Source organism: Caulobacter vibrioides OR37 (assembly GCF_000372645.1).
GTDB lineage: Bacteria > Pseudomonadota > Alphaproteobacteria > Caulobacterales > Caulobacteraceae > Caulobacter > Caulobacter vibrioides_E.
This window is the reverse complement of the sequence record NZ_APMP01000007.1, coordinates 17,900-33,879: the sequence shown is the minus strand read 5'-3', so window position 1 is coordinate 33,879 and position 15,980 is coordinate 17,900. Positions and strand designations below refer to the sequence as shown.

Here is a 15,980-nt window from a genome sequence, read left to right as displayed (position 1 = left end):
CGACCGGGGACGCTTTCACGAGGCGCCCCGTCAACGCCGAGCTTAGCGTCGCGGTTCCACGATACTCAAGGACGGCGAGCTTCACCACTGACGAATCGGCCGAATTGGGGAAGAATTCGAAGTCGCTCGCGCCAAACGCGAAGCGGGTCTAAGCTGGAATCATGCAGGACGCCCCTATCGTCAGCGACGATCGTCAGGAAGCCGACCGGCTCGGCGCCGTGAGGGCCCTGGGCGTGCTGGACGGTCCAGTCGACGATCCCCGTTTCATGCGCCTGGTCCGCTTGGCCGCGAGGCTGTTCGACGCGCCGAAGGCGGCCATCGCGCTGGTCGATGAACGCCGCGTCTGGCGCGTGGCCTCCATCGGCTACGCTAGCCCCGAGGCGCCCCGGCGGGGAGACTTGGCCGACCGTGTGGTGGTCACGGGGGCGCCCGCGGATCTTGCGTCGCCGATCCGCGACGACCAAGGCCGTGTGCTAGGCGCGATGGTGGTCGAGGGGCCCGGCTTGCATGGTCCAGCCAGCGAGGAGGATCGCCAGGCCCTGGAGGATCTGGCGCATATGGCGGCGGAGGCCCTGCGAGCGAGCCGTCCCGACACGGCGCGAATGCTGCAGACCGAGCGTCTGAACCTGGCGATCGCCGCCGCTAGCCTGGGCGAGTTCGAGTGGGACTTCCGGCGCGATGTCGTCCGGGTCAGCCCCCGGCTGGCCAAGATCACCAATATCGCGCCCGGCGAGCTTCCGGCCGAGAAGGGCCAGACCCTGTATCGCCACCTGCATCCCGACGATCGGGAGCGGGTGCGCGAATCGGTGACCGCCCAACTGCGGGAGGCCGACCGCTACGACGTGGAATATCGCCGTCCACTGGATAACGGCGAGGAAATCTGGAACCGCGATTCGGGGGTCCTGCTCCGCGACGCCCAAGGCGAGCCGACGTATCTGATCGGGATCGTCCAGGACATCACCGAGCGCAAGGGCCAGGAGGCGCAGCGCGAAAGCCTGGTCGCCGAGCTGGATCACCGAATTAAGAACCTGCTGACCGTCGTCCAGTCGGTGGCGGCCCAGTCGGCGCGCAAGTCGGCCTCGCTGGACGTGTTCCTGAAGACCTTCGCCGCCCGGCTGAAGTCGATGAGTTCGGCCCACGATCTGCTCAGCGCCGCCCGCTGGCGGGGCGCGACCCTCGCCCGGATCGCGGCGGCCGAGTTGGGCGGCCTGGCGCCCACCCAGACCCGCTGGGACGGACCCGAACTGTTCCTGACGCCCCGCGCCGCCGCCGCCCTGTCCCTGGCCCTGCACGAACTGGCGGTCAACGCCGTCCGCTATGGCTCGCTTTCGACCGAGAACGGCAAGGTCGAGGTGGTTTGGCGGCGCACCTCCGAGGGCGGGTTCGCCCTGGAGTGGCTGGAGACCGGCGGCCCGCCGGCCACGGCGCCGACGACCAAGGGCTTCGGCGCCACCCTGATCGAGGATGTGGTCGGGCGCGAACTGGGCGGTTCGGCGCGGATCACCTACCGGTCGGCGGGCGTCACGGCCATGATCCAGGGCGCGGCCAGCGCCCTGGCCGACGGCCCGCCCGAGGAGCCGGTCAGCGCCGCGCCAGAACGCATCGTCGAGACCGTGGTCGCCGCCGACGAGACGATCCGTCCTGGCGCGATCGTCGGCCTGAAGGTGCTGATCGTCGAGGATTCCCTGTTGCTGGCCCTTGAACTCGAGGCCGGCCTCGAGGACGCGGGCGTCGAGGTGGTGGGCTGCGCGGCCGAGCTGGGCGAAGCGCTGTCGATGGTCGATCGGGATTTCGACGTCGCCGTGCTGGACGCTGATCTCAACGGCCAGTCCGTGGCTCCGGTCGCCGAGATCCTGCGCGGTCTTGGTCGGCCCTTCGTCTTCGCGACCGGATACGCCGACAAGGCCGCCCCGATGGGCTTCGACGCCCCGATCGTGCGCAAACCCTACAACGTCCACCAGATCGCCCGCGCCGTCGCCGGGGTGACCGGAAGGGCCTGAGAGGGCGGTCCGGGAGGCGCTCGCGAGCGGTCAGCGCTGGATGCCGTCTGGCCCCCTCCGTTCCGCTTGGGAGGAGGAGGCCAGGGGCAGGCGCGCTTACTTCTTCACCCAGCCGCCATCCAGCGGCTTCCAGTACTGGCCGGGCGCCAGGCGGCTGTAGAGCTGCTTGGCGGTGGCCTGGCCGGCGGCTTCGGGGGTCACGCCAGTCTTCGCGGCGATGTCCCGATAGGCGGCCGCGCGGCCGGTGTTGATCTCGGCCACGGAGGCGCGCAGTCCAGCGTCGCCGCCGGCCACGATGCCCAGATAGCCGTCGGCCTGCTCGCCCACGGTTCCGGCCGCCTTGGCGGCGTCCACGGCGGCCTTGGCGGCGGCGGACTGGGCCAGGGCCAGATTGGCGCCGGCGGCGGTCATCGCCAGGCCCAGCGCCAGAACCGTCATCGTCTTGCGGATCATGTCGGTCCTCCTTCCTAGAACAGGTTCGGGTTCTGCTGGATCAGCGACTGGACTTCCTTGTCCAGCCGCACGCGCACGTCGGCGTCCAGCTTGGCGTAGATGTTGATCGGGTCGACCTTCACGCGGACGGTGGGCGTGCAGGCGGCCGCGCCGAGCGCTCCCGTCGCGAGAATGGCCATCAAGAGGGCGCGCTGTCTCATGCGTTGGTCTCCATTGCGAGTTCAGATTGACCGGTCACGGTTGAACCGGACCTGAACGAGTCTTGTCGGCGGCCGGCTCGGGCGCGAACGCGCGCCGCCAGGCCTCCAGAAGCTCTTCGAAGTTCAGCGACGTGTCGAGGGTCAGGTCCACCGGCGTCTTGGCGGGCAGGGCGATGCGCTTGTTGAACGCGCGGCCGCGCAGTAGGTCGAGGATCCCGACCCTGGCCTTCTCGGCCACCTTGGGGTCGTGCCGCCCCTTGATGTGGAAGACGATGGAGAGGCGGCCCTTGTCGGTGCTGTTCACGCCGGCCTCCAACTGGTCGAAGGCCAGGTTCTCCATGGCCTGGTAGGCGAAGTCCTGAATGGCGTTGACCTGGGCCGGTACGGCGGGCGGCGCGCCGGGGCTGTCGGCCGGGCTGGCGGCGACCCCGGTCAGGGCGGAGCGGGCGATCTCGACCCGGCCGGGCTGAATGGCGGTGATCTTGCCCTGCTGGAAGCGAAGCCCTTCTGGACCGAGCGTGAACGGCAGGCGACCGTCGACCAGGGCCTGGACCTTGACCTTCTCGGCCAGGGACGAGGCGGCGATCAGTTCGCCGAGATCCACGTGCTCGACGACGATCGCGCCGCTAATGCGCTTGCCGGGACCCAGGGGGACGTCGGTGGGCTCGATCGATACGCGGCCCTTGGCGGCCTCGAAGGTGGCCTTGGCGATGTGCAGCGAGTCCGCGTCCAGCTGGAACACCGACTCCACCGCCGTCAGCGGCACGATGGAGTCGATCTTGCTGATCTTCAGCGTCTGGCCCGGCGCAGTGGTCAGCGGGGCCAGGCTATTGAAGTCGATCGCGCCGTCCAGCGTGGCGACGAAGCCGATCGGGCTGGTGAAGTCGATCTTGTCGGCCACCAGGCGGCCATGGCTGGTCGCGCCCCGGTCGCTCCAGGCGAAGACGCCGGTGAAGCGGGCGCGCCCCTGGGCGTCGCGGGCGAAGGCGGCCAACGGCGACAGGTCGCCCGGCTGCGGCCCGCCCTTGGCGAAGGCGAGGCGAGAGGCGTCGATGTCGGCCTGACCCGCGCCCGTCGCCACCACGTGGCGCAGCCGGATCTCACCCAGCGGCACGGCGGTCGGCGTGGCGGCCTGGAAGGTTCCGCTCCAGACGCCGCCCGATAGCGTCAGGTCGCCCTTGGCCAGGATCGGGTTAAAGCGCCGCTCGGGGGCGGCGTCGGTCGCGGCGGCCCCGTCGATCCGCACGCGGGCGCGCTCGAAGCCGTGGGTCCCACCAAGCGTCGCTTCGCCCTTGACGTCGCGTAGCTGGACCTGAGCGACGGCCGACGCGCCCTCGCCGTGCTCGAAGCGCAGCGCCGCTGTCCAGCCGCCCGCGCTGGCCGTGACCAGCGGCGTCTTGACCGGACAGACCCTGGCCTTGAGGGCGGTGATCGGATTGTCGCCGAGACTGTAGCGCGTGGCGGTGACCGGCGCGCACGTCGCCGTCACCAGGGTGAAGCGGCCGCCGGCGACGCGCGCCTGGCCGTTGATCTGCCCGTCGACGCCTTGGATCGGCGGCAGGTCGAAGCCCTCGGTCGTGATCGACAGCGGCGAGGTGAAAATCCCGCCCCGGGCCCGCCAGTCGCTCGCCGTGACCTTGACCTTCGGCAGGCCCCCGCCGGCCAGGGAGGCTTCCAGCGCGCCCCTGGCGCCCTCGGGGCCGGCGTCCAGCAGCAGGCCTTTCGCCGCCGCCGCCGTCAGCACCGCGCCGTTGGCGGCGGCGAGGCGCGCCGGCTGGGCCAGGGTCAGGCGCGTGCGCCCGCCGGCGACGTCGAGCGCCACGGCCGGGGCGCTGAAGTCGAAAGTCCGCAGGGCCTGGCTCAGCGGCGGGCCATAGGCGGGGTTGGGGATGAACCGCGCCAGCCTTCGCGCATCGGGCGTCGAGACCCCGCTGTGGCCGCCGGCCGATCCGGCCAGGCTCAGGGTCAGACCCTTGGTCCCCTGGTCGATCTCGCCCCGGGCGCGCAGCTTGGCCGAGGCCAGGGCCAAGCCGCCCGAGGCCATCCGCGCCGCCGTGACGTCCAGCTCCAGCGGGCCCTTCACCGAAGGCCTCCGGTCCTCCAGCGCCAGGGACAGATCCCTGGAGGCGGCCTTGGCCTTCAGGTCGCGCAGGGCCAGGGCGCCGACGCCGGCCTGGTCGGCGCGCAGATTGGCGCCGGCCGCGCCCCGCGCGGTGGTCCGGCCCTGACGGTGGTCGAGAATCAGGCGCGGAGCGTCGAAGGCCAGGGCGGCGTTTCGGGCGTCCAGCGACGGGCCCGACACGCGCTCGCCCCGCAGCACGCCTTGCGATCGGCCCAGGAAGGCGAAGGCCGGCAGCCCCCCGTCGAAGCGCCCGGAAAGGGTCATGTCGCCGGTCACGCCCTGGGCCTGCCGCTCGCCGATCCGGCCGGCGTCGGCCCGCAACGACAGCCGCGCCTCGGTCGGACCGCTGGCCGCCATCCGGGCCAGGTCCGGATAGGGCAGGTCCGCCGACAGCTCGGCGACGCCGTTCGACAGCGCGGCGGCGTCGGTTTCCAGCGCGTCCAGCGCCAGGGAGACCTCGAGCGTCAGCCGGTCGCCGCGCTTTCGGGCCGTGACCTTGGCGCCCTGGCCGTCGATCACGAGGTTCCGCGCGGCGTAGCGCAGCGGCGCCAGGCGGCCGTCGAAACGCAGCAGCTGTCCGTCGTCCAGGCTGGCGTCGCCGGTTATGCGAGCGCGGCCGCCGGGCGTCATCAAGTCCAGTTGGGCGTTCTCGACCAGGATGGCGGGGCCGGGGCCGGGTTTGCGCGGCGACTTCAGCGCCTCGTCGATCAGCGGCTGCAGGGCGCCGAACCGAAGGCCCTTGGCGTCGAGGCTGGCCAATACACGCGGACGGACCAGACGGATGGCGCGGGTCTGGATGCCGAACGCCCCGCCGCTCCACGGCGAGGACAGGTCATAGGCCACCTCCAGCCTGTCGGCCGCGAAGACGGGGGCGTCGCGCGGTCCCAGGCGCACCTTGCCCGAGAAGCCGGTGGCGTCGACATCGTCCAGCTCGACGGCGGCCTCGATGCCGTGGTCCTTCAACCAGGCCTGGGCCAGGTCGCGGCCGATTTCGCGCCGGTCGGACCAGACCACCAAGCCCGCGGCGATGAAGGCCAGCATCGAGACCGACAAGGCCTCCAGCCCAAGATCGACCAGACGCTCGCGGTCCCAGGCGCGCCCGGACGAAGGTTTCGGGGGCGAGGGCTTGGGCGGCGAGGTCTTCGGTTCCTGGGCGATGTCGGCCATGACGTCCTGAAGTCTAGGTCCCTACAGAAGCCCTCAGGCCAAGCTTTGGTTTCAAGAGACGTCCGAACGTGAGAACCCCAGCACGTCCTGCATGTCGTAGAGGCCCGGCGGCTTGGCCTTGACCCAGACGGCGGCGGCGATGGCCCCGCGCGCGAACAGGCCGCGGTCGATGGCCGAGTGCGCCAAGGTCAGGGTCTCGGACTCGCCCGCGAAGATCACGCTGTGCTCGCCGATAATCCCGCCGCCGCGCACGACCGAGAAGCCGATCGCGCCTTCGACGCGGGGACCGGTGACCCCGTCGCGGCCTCGGTCGGCGACCTTGGCCAGGTCGACCCCGCGCCCCTCGGCCGCCGCCTCGCCCAGCATCAGGGCCGTGCCGGACGGCGCGTCGATCTTGCGCTTGTGGTGGGCCTCGAAGACCTCGATGTCCCAGTCCTCGGCGGGGAGGGCGGCGGCGGCCTGGCGCACCAGGCCCATCAGCATGTTGACGCCCAGCGAATAGTTGCCCGACCGAACGATGGCGATGGTCTTGGAAGCCTCCTCGAGGCGGACCAACTGCTCGTCCGAAAAGCCGGTCGAGCCGATCACCAGAGCCGGACCGCCGCGCCGGGCGGCGGCCTCGGCCAGTTGGACCGAAGCCTCGGGCAGGGTGAAGTCGATCACCGCCTCGGCGATCTCCAGCGCCTGGTCGCGCGAGACGAGATAGCCGCCCTCCGCCCCTGGACGATCGAAGCGGGCGACGACGGCGGCGTCGGCGCGGCCTTCGAGGGCCAGGGCCACGGCCTTGCCCATGCGGCCCTCGGCGCCGGCGATCGCGATCTTCACGGGCAGGGACAAGGGCGCTCTCCGACACGAAACCTGGCCGGCAATTCGCCCATTCCGACCCCCAAGGTCAACCTCGCGCGGGCTTCCCGAGCGGCAGCCAGCTTGACGCAACGCCAATCCTAACAAGCGTTTGCTGGGATTTTCGCACGGGCGCCCGGTTGTGACGCCTCGTTCGCGTCGCTACGCTGGCGGCGCATAAGGGCGCGTTCGCATCGATCGGCGCGCCCCTTCATCGACTTGCGCAGCAGGAATGGGAAACGCCGGATGAGCGACGCGGAACGCAAGACCTTCACGGACGAGGAGGCCCTGGCCTTCCACCGCTATCCGCAGCCGGGCAAGCTGGCGGTGACCCCGACCAAGCCGATGGCGACGCAGCGCGACCTCAGCCTCGCCTATTCGCCCGGCGTCGCCGTGCCCGTCCACGCCATCGCCGCCGATCCGGACGCGGCCTACGAGTACACGTCCAAGGGCAATATGGTCGCTGTGATCTCGAACGGCACCGCGATCCTGGGCCTGGGCGACCTGGGCGCCCTGGCCTCCAAGCCGGTCATGGAGGGCAAGAGCGTCCTTTTCAAGCGCTTCGGCGACGTCGACTCGATCGACATCGAGGTCACGTCCAAGGACCCCGACGAAATCATCACGGTGGTCAAGAACATCGGCGTCACCTTCGGCGGCATCAATCTCGAGGACATCAAGAGCCCCGAGTGCTTCCGCATCGAGACCGAGCTGCAGGAGCTACTCGACATCCCGGTGTTCCACGACGACCAGCACGGCACGGCGATCATCTGCGCCGCCGGCCTGATCAACGCCTGCCACATCACCGGCAAGAAGCTGGAGGACGTGAAGGTCGTGCTGAACGGCCCCGGCGCGGCGGGCATCGCCTCGTTGGAGCTGATCAAGGCCATGGGCGTGCGTCCGGGCAACGTGATCGCCGTCGACAGCAAGGGCGTGCTCTACGAGGGCCGCACCGAGGGCATGAACCAGTGGAAGAGCGCCCACGCGGTCAAGACCGACAAGCGCACCCTGGCCGAGGCGGTCGAAGGGGCCGACGTGCTGCTGGGCCTCTCGGCCAAGGGCGCGTTCACGCCCGAGATGATCGCCACCATGGCGCCCAACCCGGTCATCTTCGCGATGGCCAATCCCGATCCGGAAATCACGCCCGAAGAGGTCCACGCGGTTCGCAAGGACGCGATCATGGGCACCGGCCGCAGCGACTATCCCAACCAGGTCAACAACGTCCTGGGCTTTCCCTACATCTTCCGCGGCGCGCTCGACGTCCGGGCCCGCCGCGTCAATCACGAGATGAAGATCGCCTGCGCCCGGGCCCTGGCCATGCTGGCCCGCGAGGACGTGCCCGACGAGGTCGCCGCCGCCTATCACGGCCGGCAGCTGAAGTTCGGCCCCAACTACATCATTCCGTCGGCCTTCGATCCGCGCCTGATCTGGTACGTGCCGCCGTTCGTGGCCCAGGCGGCGATGGACACCGGCGTGGCTCGTCGCCCGATCGCCGACATGGACGCCTATCGGGCCAGCCTGGCCCAGCGCCTCGACCCGACCGCTGGCTTCCTGCAGAAGATTTCCGGCTCGGTCCTGGCCAAGCCCAAGCGCATCGTGTTCGCCGAGGGCGAGGACCCCAGCGTGATCCGCGCGGCCTATGCCTATCAGACCGGCGGCTATGGTCAGGCCATCCTTTGCGGCCGCGAGAACCTGGTGCACGAGAACATGAAGCTGGTGGGCCTCGATCCCGAAACCGCCGGCCTGGAGATCATCAACGCCCGCCTGTCGGACCGCAATCCCGACTATGTCGACGCGCTGTATCACCGCCTGCAACGCCAGGGCTATCTGAAGCGCGACGTTCAGCGCCTGATCAACCAGGACCGCAACAGCTTCGCCGCCTCGATGGTGGCGCTGGGCGAGGCCGACGGCATGGTCACCGGCGTGACCCGCAGCTTCGACCAGGCCCTGGAAGAGGTGCTGCGCGTCGTCGACCCGGCCCCCGGCGGCCGGATCATGGGCATGAGCGTCGTGCTGGCCAAGGGCCGCACGATCTTCGTGGCGGACACCAATGTCACCGAGCTGCCCGAGGCCGAGGAACTGGTCGACATCGCCTGCGAAGCCGCCCGGGCCGTCAAGCGTCTGGGCTTCAAGCCGCGCGTGGCCTTCATGAGCTATTCGACCTTCGGCAACCCGATGGGCCTGCGCTCGGAGAAGGTGCGCGAGGCCGTGGCCATGCTCGACGAGATGGACGTCGACTTCGAGTACGAAGGCGAGATGCCGCCCGAGCTGGCCCTCGATCCGGAACGACGCGCCAACTATCCGTTCATGCGCCTGACCGACAGCGCCAACATCCTGATCATGCCGGCCATCCACGCCGCCTCGATCTCGACCAAGCTGGTGCAGTCGCTGGGCGGCGCCACCGTGATCGGTCCGGTGCTGCTGGGCCTGTCCAAGTCGATCCAGATCGCGCCGCTGTCGGCCTCGGTGTCCAAGATCCTGAACATGGCCATGATGGCGGCCTACGATCAGCCGGTCGAGGCGACGGAATAAGCTTCGCGCCACAACGGGGCGTAGCATCCCCTCGCGGCGCCGGCCGGCCCCTCCCCAAAACCCTCTCCCGTCGGGAGAGGGCGGGGCCCGCCGCCGCGTGCGGTGGGAGGGTGAGGAGGTTTACCGCTGGCCGGGAACACGCGGGTCTTTCCGCGCGGCGGATACTGCTCATCCTCCGGGCGTCGCCCGGGCGCTCCGTGTCCTTTTCCATCCCTTCAGCGGTCTCCGTGTGAAGCGGCGCCGTCGTGCGACATCGCGGCGCTTGCGCGACTCGCCGACCGGATCAAACGTTCCGTCATCGGCGCGTTTTATCGGAGGATCTTCGATGGCGAGTAAGGCGTTCGAGTTGCAGATGAAGGGGTACGGCCTGACCACGGCCGAGATCCACTACCACATTCCCGATCACCCCCACCTGCTGCAGCTCTATGTCTGGCAGGAGTACGACCTGGCCCCGAAATTCCCGACCCTGAAGGGATTTCTCGACTTCTGGGCCAAGGAGCTGGACGGGGTGCTGCACTCGGTGCGCGTCGCCCACAACCGCCTGATCAGTCCGCGCGAGTGGCGGGCGGTGAACGGGATCTTCACCTTGCAGTGAGCTTTCCGCGGCCGTGAGTTTTGCTGGGCTTGCATCGTCGGGGCCTCGCACGTAACTCCCCGGCCATGACCACGTCTTCCCCGGTCGGGGCCAAGATCTGCGGGCTATCGACGCCCGAGTCCGTGAAGGCCGCCTTCGACGGCGGCGCGGCGTTTCTGGGCTTTGTCTTCTTCGAGAAGAGCCCGCGCGATGTCACGCCCGAGACCGCCGCGCGATTGATCGCGCCGGTGCGCGGCCGGGGCGTCAAACCGGTCGCCGTCACGGTCGATCCCGACGACGCCCTGGTCGATCGCCTGATGGCGACGATGCGTCCCGACCTGATCCAGGTCCACGGCAAGGAGACCCCTTCGCGGGTCCGCGAGATCGCCGCCCGGGCCGGCGTGGGCGTCATCAAGGCGCTCTCGGTGTCCAGCTCGGCCGATGTCGACCAGGCCCAGGCCTTCGACGGCGTCGTCGAGCACCTGATGTTCGACGCCAAGCCGGTGGAAGGGTCCGCCCTGCCCGGCGGCACGGGCGCGCGGTTCGACTGGGGACTCTTGGCCGGCCGCCGCTTTTCCCGTCCGCATTTCCTGGCCGGCGGGCTGGATCCGTGGAACGTGGCCGAGGCCGTTCAGGCGTCCGGAACCCCCATCGTGGACGTTTCCTCTGGCGTGGAACGCGGTCCCGGCCTAAAGGACCCGGCTCTGATCACGGCGTTCCTGGACGCCGTCAAACGCGCCAAAGACTAGACAAGCCCAGCTCGGAAGCTCTTGTGAACGCTCCTGCGAAACCCAACGACTACTCGGCCTATCCCGACGCGAACGGCCGCTTCGGCGGCTTCGGCGGTCGCTATGTCGCCGAAACCTTGATGCCGCTGGTCCTCGACCTGGACAAGGCCTATGCCGAGGCCAAGGCGGACCCGGCCTTCCAGGCCGAGCTCAAGAGCTACAACACCCACTATGCCGGTCGGCCCAGCCCGCTCTATTTCGCCGAGCGCCTGACCGAGCACTTCGGCGGGGCCAAGATCTATTTCAAGCGCGACGAGCTGAACCACACCGGCTCGCACAAGATCAACAACGCCCTGGGCCAGATCCTGCTGGCCATGCGCATGGGCAAGACCCGGATCATCGCCGAGACCGGCGCCGGCCAGCACGGCGTGGCCACCGCCACCGTCTGCGCCCGCTTTGGCCTGCCGTGCGTGGTCTATATGGGCGCCACCGACGTCGAGCGTCAGAAGCCCAACGTCTTCCGCATGAACCTGCTGGGCGCGGAAGTGCGTCCGGTGACCTCGGGCACGGGCACCCTGAAGGACGCCATGAACGAGGCGATGCGCGATTGGGTGACCAACGTGCACGACACCTACTACCTGATCGGCACCGCCGCCGGCCCGCACCCCTATCCGGTGATGGTCCGCGACTTCCAGAGCGTGATCGGGTCCGAAGCCCGCGAGCAGATCCTCGAGATGGAAGGCCGCCTGCCCGACGCGGTGGTCGCCTGCATCGGCGGCGGCTCGAACGCCATCGGCCTGTTCCACCCGTTCCTGAACGACGAGAGCGTGCGCCTGATCGGCGTCGAGGCGGCCGGCCACGGCGTCTCCACCGACAAGCACGCCGCCTCGCTGACCGGCGGCCGCCCCGGCGTGCTGCACGGCAACCGCACCTATCTGCTGCAGGACGATGACGGCCAGATCATCGACGCCCACTCGATCTCGGCGGGCCTCGACTATCCGGGCATCGGCCCCGAGCACTCGTTCCTGCACGAGGTGGGGCGCGCCGAATATGTCTCGACCACCGACGAGGAGGCCCTGGCGGCCTTCCAGCTGTGCTCGACCCTCGAAGGCATCATTCCGGCGCTGGAGCCGGCCCACGCTCTGGCCCGTGTCGGCGAGATCGCGAAAGAGCTGGGCAAGGACAAGATCGTGGTGATGAATCTCTGCGGTCGCGGCGACAAGGACATCTTCACCGTCGCCGACGCGCTGGGGCGCTCGATTTGATCGACGATTTTTTTAGGCTCCCTTCCCCCTGGATGGGGGAAGGGCTGGGGATGGGGGTGCTCGCACGGCGCTGGCCGGCGAGCCCGTGCGGCTCTGACGGCCGCATCACCCCCACCCAACCCTCCCCCATCAAGGGGGAGGGCGCGGGGAACGAGAATCCATGACCAAAGACCGTATCGATCGCCGTTTCGCGGCGCTGAAGGCCGAGAACCGCGCCGGCTTCGTGACCTATGTCATGGCCGGAGATCCCGACGCGGCCACGACGCTTAGCGTGCTCAAGGGCCTGCCGGCCGCCGGCGCCGACCTGATCGAGCTGGGCTTCCCGTTCTCCGACCCGATGGCCGAGGGGCCGACCATCCAGCGCGCCGCCCAGCGCGGTCTTGCGTCCGGCATGACCCTGCAGGGGACCCTGGATCTGGTCGCCGCCTTCCGCGAGGGCGACGCCGACACGCCGGTCATCCTGATGGGCTATCTCAATCCGGTGCTGCACCGGGGCTTCGAGAGCTTCGCCGCCGCCGCCGCCAAGGCCGGGGTCGATGGCCTGATCATCGTCGACTGCCCGCCGGAAGAGGCTGATCCGCTGTCGGACGCACTGGAAGCGGAAGGCATCGCCCTGATCCGCCTGGCCGCGCCGACCACCGATGACGCCCGCTTGCCGGCCGTGATCCGCCGCACCTCGGGCTTTGTCTACTACGTCTCGGTGGCTGGGGTGACCGGCGTCAAGGAAGCCGACGCCGACGCCGTGGCGCCGGCTGTCCAACGCATTCGCCAGGCCTCTGGCCTGCCGGTCGCCGTGGGCTTCGGCATCCGCACCCCGGAGCGCGCCGCCGAGGTGGCCCGCGTGGCCGACGCCGCCGTGGTGGGCTCGGCCCTGGTCGACGAAATCGAGTCGGCGGCCCAGTTGAACGAAAACGTGACCGAGAAGGTTCTTCTCAAGGCGTCGGCGCTGGCTAAGGCTGTGCGATCGGCGCGAGTCGGGACGAAGTGAGGCTTTAAGGCTATGGCTATGGCTGAACCCCAGGACCCGAAGAAGGGCGACAAGAAACAAGCGGGCGATCGCCGAGGCGGCGGTTGGCTGTCGCGGATCGCCCCCGGCGTGCGCGGCGCGTTCGCCAAGCGCGAGACGCCCGAGAACCTCTGGGTCAAGTGCCCCGACACCGGCGAGATGATCTTCCGCTCCGACCTGGAGGCGGCCTTGTGGGTCACGCCGGCCGGTCGACACATGCGGATCGGGCCGGAAGCCCGCTTCAAGTTCACCTTCGACGACGGCCAGTACGAGGCGCTGCCGACGCCCTCGGTCGTCGAGGACCCGCTGAAGTTCTCGGATGGAAAGCCCTACAAGGACCGTCTGGCCGCCGCTCGCAAGGCGACGGGCGAGCCTGACGCGATGGCCATCGGCTACGGCAAGGTCGGCGGCGTTCCCGCCGTGGTGCTGGTCCAGGACTTCGCCTTCATGGGCGGGTCGCTGGGCATGGCCGCCGGCGAGGGCTTCATCGCCGCCGCCAAGGCCGCGCTTGAACGCCAGGTCCCGCTGATCGCCTTCACCGCCGCCGGCGGCGCCCGGATGCAGGAAGGCGCGCTGTCGCTGATGCAGATGGCCCGCACGACCCTGGCGATCAACGAATTGAAGGAAGCCGCCCTGCCCTATGTCGTGGTCCTGACCGACCCGACCACTGGCGGCGTCACCGCCTCCTACGCCATGCTCGGCGACATCCACCTGGCCGAGCCGGGCGCCCTGATCGGTTTCGCCGGTCCGCGCGTCATCGAGCAGACGATCCGCGAGACCCTGCCGCCGGGCTTCCAGCGTTCCGAGTACCTGGTCGAAAAGGGCATGGTCGACCGCGTCACGCACCGCAAGGAGCTGCCGCAGGTCCTGGGCTCGATCCTCGGCACCCTGATGATGGGCAGAGCCCGCAAGGCGGCCTAAGACTGAAGTTCTTCCTCCCCCTCTTTGGGGGGACCGCCGAACGGCGGTGGAGGGGGCTCGGACCGCCTCCGCAGCGCCCCCTCCGTCACGTCGCCTATTGGCGCCGCGCCACCTCCCCCGCTAGGCGGGTGAGGAGGAGACGAAAATGGCCGAACACCTCCGCGCCCACGACGCCGCGCTCGAACGTCTGAAGTCGCTGCATCCCAAGCTGATCGACCTGTCGCTGGATCGGATGCGGCGGCTTTGCGCGGCTCTGGGCGATCCGCAGGACCGCCTGCCGCCGGTCATCCACGTGGCCGGCACCAACGGGAAGGGTTCGACGGTCGCCTATCTGCGCGCCATGGCCGAGGCGGCGGGCTTGAGGGTCCACGTCTTCACCTCGCCGCACCTCGTGCGGTTCGCCGAGCGCATCCGCCTCGCCGGGACCCTGATCACCGACGAGCACCTGGCCGATGTGCTGGACCGTGTCGAAGCCGCGAACGCCGGCCAGCCGATCACCTTCTTCGAGATCACCACGGCGGCGGCCTTCGTCGCCTTCGCCGATGTCCCGGCCGATCTCTGCATCGTCGAGGTCGGGCTCGGCGGGCTGCTCGACGCCACCAATGTGATCGCCAAGCCCGCGGCCAGCGTCATCGCCCCGGTCGACATCGACCACCGCGAGTTCCTGGGCGACACCATCGCCCAGATCGCCGTCGAGAAGGCCGGGATCATCAAGCCGGACGCTCCGGTGGTCTCCGCGCGCCAGCACGGCGACGCCGAGGACGTGCTGGAGACGACCGCCGCCCTGGCCGGGGTCGAGCTGACCCTGATGGGCCGCGACTTCGACGCCTGGGGCGAGCGGGGACGCCTGCTGGTGCAGATGCAGGACCGTCTGCTGGACCTGCCCGCGCCCTCGCTGCCGGGCGATCACCAGTTCGCCAACGCCGGTCTCGCCGTCGCCGCCCTGCTGGCCTTGGGTGATCCGCGAATCGACGAGGCGGCGATGGGCCGGGGGATCGCCAGCGCGGTCTGGCCCGCCCGCTTCCAGCGCCTGACCGCCGGCCCGCTGGCCGAGCGCGCCAAGGCGGCCGGCGCCGATCTCTGGCTGGACGGCGGCCACAACCCGCACGCCGGCCGCGCCGTCTCGCGCGCCGTCGCCGACCTCGCCGCCCGCGATGGCCGTCCCGTCGCGCTGATCTCGGGCCTGCTGGCCAATAAGGACGCGACCGGCTTTTTCACCCCGTTCCGGGGCGTGGCGACCAAGGTGTTCACCGTGACCTTCGAGGGCCACGCCGCCGCCAGCGCCGCCGAGACCGCCGCCGCCGCCGAACTGGCCGGCCTGCGCGCCGCCGCCTGCGACGGTGTCGAGGACGCGCTGACCCGCGCGCTGCAACTTGAGCCGAAGCCGCACGTGTTGATCTGCGGCTCGCTGTACCTGGCCGGCGAGGTCCTGGCGATGAGCCCCGAGACTTGGCCGACCTAAAGGCGTAAGGCTGCGTCACGCCGATAGGGCGGCACGGCCCGCCGGACATCCTCGGCGCGCGCGCCCGCCCTGGCAGGAACCGCCGATGGCCAAGGGTCAGAAGAAGTCGAACAAGGAAATCCGCAAACCGAAGGCCGAAAAGAAGGCCCCGCCGGTCTCGGTCTCGCCGTTCATCGTGACGCCCAAGAAATAGGGACCACGAAAAACGCCCGCCCCGGCGAACCGGAGCGGGCGCTTCGAACTTAGCGGATGAGGCCGCTTAGGCCGCCTGAACGCCGGCTTCGTTCAGCCATTCCAGGATCTTCTGCTTGGGCATGGCGCCGACCTTCATCGAGGTCATCTGGCCATCGCGGAACAGCATCATGGTCGGGATGCCGCGAACGCCGTAGCGCGACGGGGTGGTCGGGCTGTCCTCGATATTGACCTTGGCGACGGTCACGACGTCCGCCAGCTCTTCGGAGATCTGCTCCAGCGCCGGAGCGATCTGCTTACAAGGACCGCACCACTCCGCCCAGAAGTCGACCAGCACGGGCTTGCTGGCCTTCAGGACGTCGGCTTCGAAAGTGGCGTCGGTCACCGCGACGGTGCTCATGGCTTGCTCCAGTCTGGCGTCCGCCGCAGGCGGCGCGGAAGACGCGATGAATTCCAAATTGCCCGGATTCGCTCCGGACGCTTGCACAAACATGTAGGAGGACGATGCGCCTCCGGCA

The 15,980-nt window shown here is 69.7% G+C and carries 14 protein-coding genes; 9 read left to right on the top strand and 5 right to left on the bottom strand.

Annotated features, from left to right (window positions below; translation table 11 throughout):
• The first annotated feature begins 161 nt into the window (after nucleotides 1-161).
• Nucleotides 162-2,000, top strand: a complete 1,839-nt coding sequence (locus tag OR37_RS07985; RefSeq protein ID WP_004617985.1) for an HWE histidine kinase domain-containing protein — start codon at nucleotides 162-164, stop codon at nucleotides 1,998-2,000.
• A 96-nt stretch (nucleotides 2,001-2,096) separates the two neighbouring features.
• Here OR37_RS07985 and OR37_RS07980 read toward each other — a convergent pair whose 3' ends face one another.
• The 4 genes from OR37_RS07980 to dapB are packed head-to-tail and all read right to left on the bottom strand — an operon-like array spanning nucleotide 2,097 to nucleotide 6,779.
• The gene (locus tag OR37_RS07980) at nucleotides 2,097-2,453 is read right to left on the bottom strand and encodes a YdbL family protein (protein WP_004617983.1); all 357 of its coding nucleotides are present in this window, start codon (nucleotides 2,451-2,453) and stop codon (nucleotides 2,097-2,099) included.
• Between the two features lie 14 nt (nucleotides 2,454-2,467).
• Nucleotides 2,468-2,653, bottom strand: coding sequence for a YnbE family lipoprotein (locus tag OR37_RS07975; protein WP_004617981.1), 186 nt, complete (start codon nucleotides 2,651-2,653; stop codon nucleotides 2,468-2,470).
• Nucleotides 2,654-2,687: 34 nt separating this feature from the next.
• Nucleotides 2,688-5,942, bottom strand: coding sequence for an intermembrane phospholipid transport protein YdbH family protein (locus tag OR37_RS07970; RefSeq protein WP_004617978.1), 3,255 nt, complete (start codon nucleotides 5,940-5,942; stop codon nucleotides 2,688-2,690).
• 51 nt (nucleotides 5,943-5,993) lie between these two features.
• A complete protein-coding gene (dapB, locus tag OR37_RS07965) occupies nucleotides 5,994-6,779 on the bottom strand; it encodes a 4-hydroxy-tetrahydrodipicolinate reductase (RefSeq protein ID WP_004617977.1) in 786 nt (261 codons plus the stop codon).
• A gap of 252 nt (nucleotides 6,780-7,031) precedes the next feature.
• Here dapB and OR37_RS07960 point away from each other — a divergent pair, with 252 nt between their 5' ends.
• The 8 genes from OR37_RS07960 (at nucleotide 7,032) to OR37_RS07925 (ending at nucleotide 15,463) form a co-directional block, all read left to right on the top strand.
• Nucleotides 7,032-9,314 (top strand): NADP-dependent malic enzyme, encoded by a 2,283-nt coding sequence (locus OR37_RS07960; protein ID WP_004617974.1) that lies wholly within the window; start codon nucleotides 7,032-7,034, stop codon nucleotides 9,312-9,314.
• A gap of 325 nt (nucleotides 9,315-9,639) precedes the next feature.
• Nucleotides 9,640-9,909: an usg protein gene (locus OR37_RS07955; RefSeq protein ID WP_004617972.1), complete on the top strand. Its 270-nt coding sequence runs from the start codon at nucleotides 9,640-9,642 to the stop codon at nucleotides 9,907-9,909.
• A 65-nt stretch (nucleotides 9,910-9,974) separates the two neighbouring features.
• The gene (locus OR37_RS07950; RefSeq protein ID WP_004617970.1) at nucleotides 9,975-10,637 is read left to right on the top strand and encodes a phosphoribosylanthranilate isomerase; all 663 of its coding nucleotides are present in this window, start codon (nucleotides 9,975-9,977) and stop codon (nucleotides 10,635-10,637) included.
• 23 nt (nucleotides 10,638-10,660) lie between these two features.
• Nucleotides 10,661-11,881, top strand: a complete 1,221-nt coding sequence (gene trpB / locus OR37_RS07945; RefSeq protein WP_004617968.1) for a tryptophan synthase subunit beta — start codon at nucleotides 10,661-10,663, stop codon at nucleotides 11,879-11,881.
• Nucleotides 11,882-12,041: 160 nt separating this feature from the next.
• A complete protein-coding gene (gene trpA, locus OR37_RS07940; RefSeq protein ID WP_004617966.1) occupies nucleotides 12,042-12,869 on the top strand; it encodes a tryptophan synthase subunit alpha in 828 nt (275 codons plus the stop codon).
• Nucleotides 12,870-12,881: 12 nt separating this feature from the next.
• A complete protein-coding gene (gene accD, locus OR37_RS07935; protein WP_004617964.1) occupies nucleotides 12,882-13,808 on the top strand; it encodes an acetyl-CoA carboxylase, carboxyltransferase subunit beta in 927 nt (308 codons plus the stop codon).
• Nucleotides 13,809-13,953: 145 nt separating this feature from the next.
• Complete coding sequence (locus OR37_RS07930; protein ID WP_004617962.1) at nucleotides 13,954-15,270, top strand: bifunctional folylpolyglutamate synthase/dihydrofolate synthase; 1,317 nt, start codon at nucleotides 13,954-13,956, stop codon at nucleotides 15,268-15,270.
• 85 nt (nucleotides 15,271-15,355) lie between these two features.
• A complete protein-coding gene (locus OR37_RS07925) occupies nucleotides 15,356-15,463 on the top strand; it encodes a hypothetical protein (RefSeq protein WP_004617960.1) in 108 nt (35 codons plus the stop codon).
• A gap of 66 nt (nucleotides 15,464-15,529) precedes the next feature.
• Here the strand turns inward: OR37_RS07925 and trxA are convergent, their stop codons facing one another.
• Complete coding sequence (gene trxA, locus OR37_RS07920; protein ID WP_004617958.1) at nucleotides 15,530-15,862, bottom strand: thioredoxin; 333 nt, start codon at nucleotides 15,860-15,862, stop codon at nucleotides 15,530-15,532.
• Nucleotides 15,863-15,980: the final 118 nt, after the last annotated feature.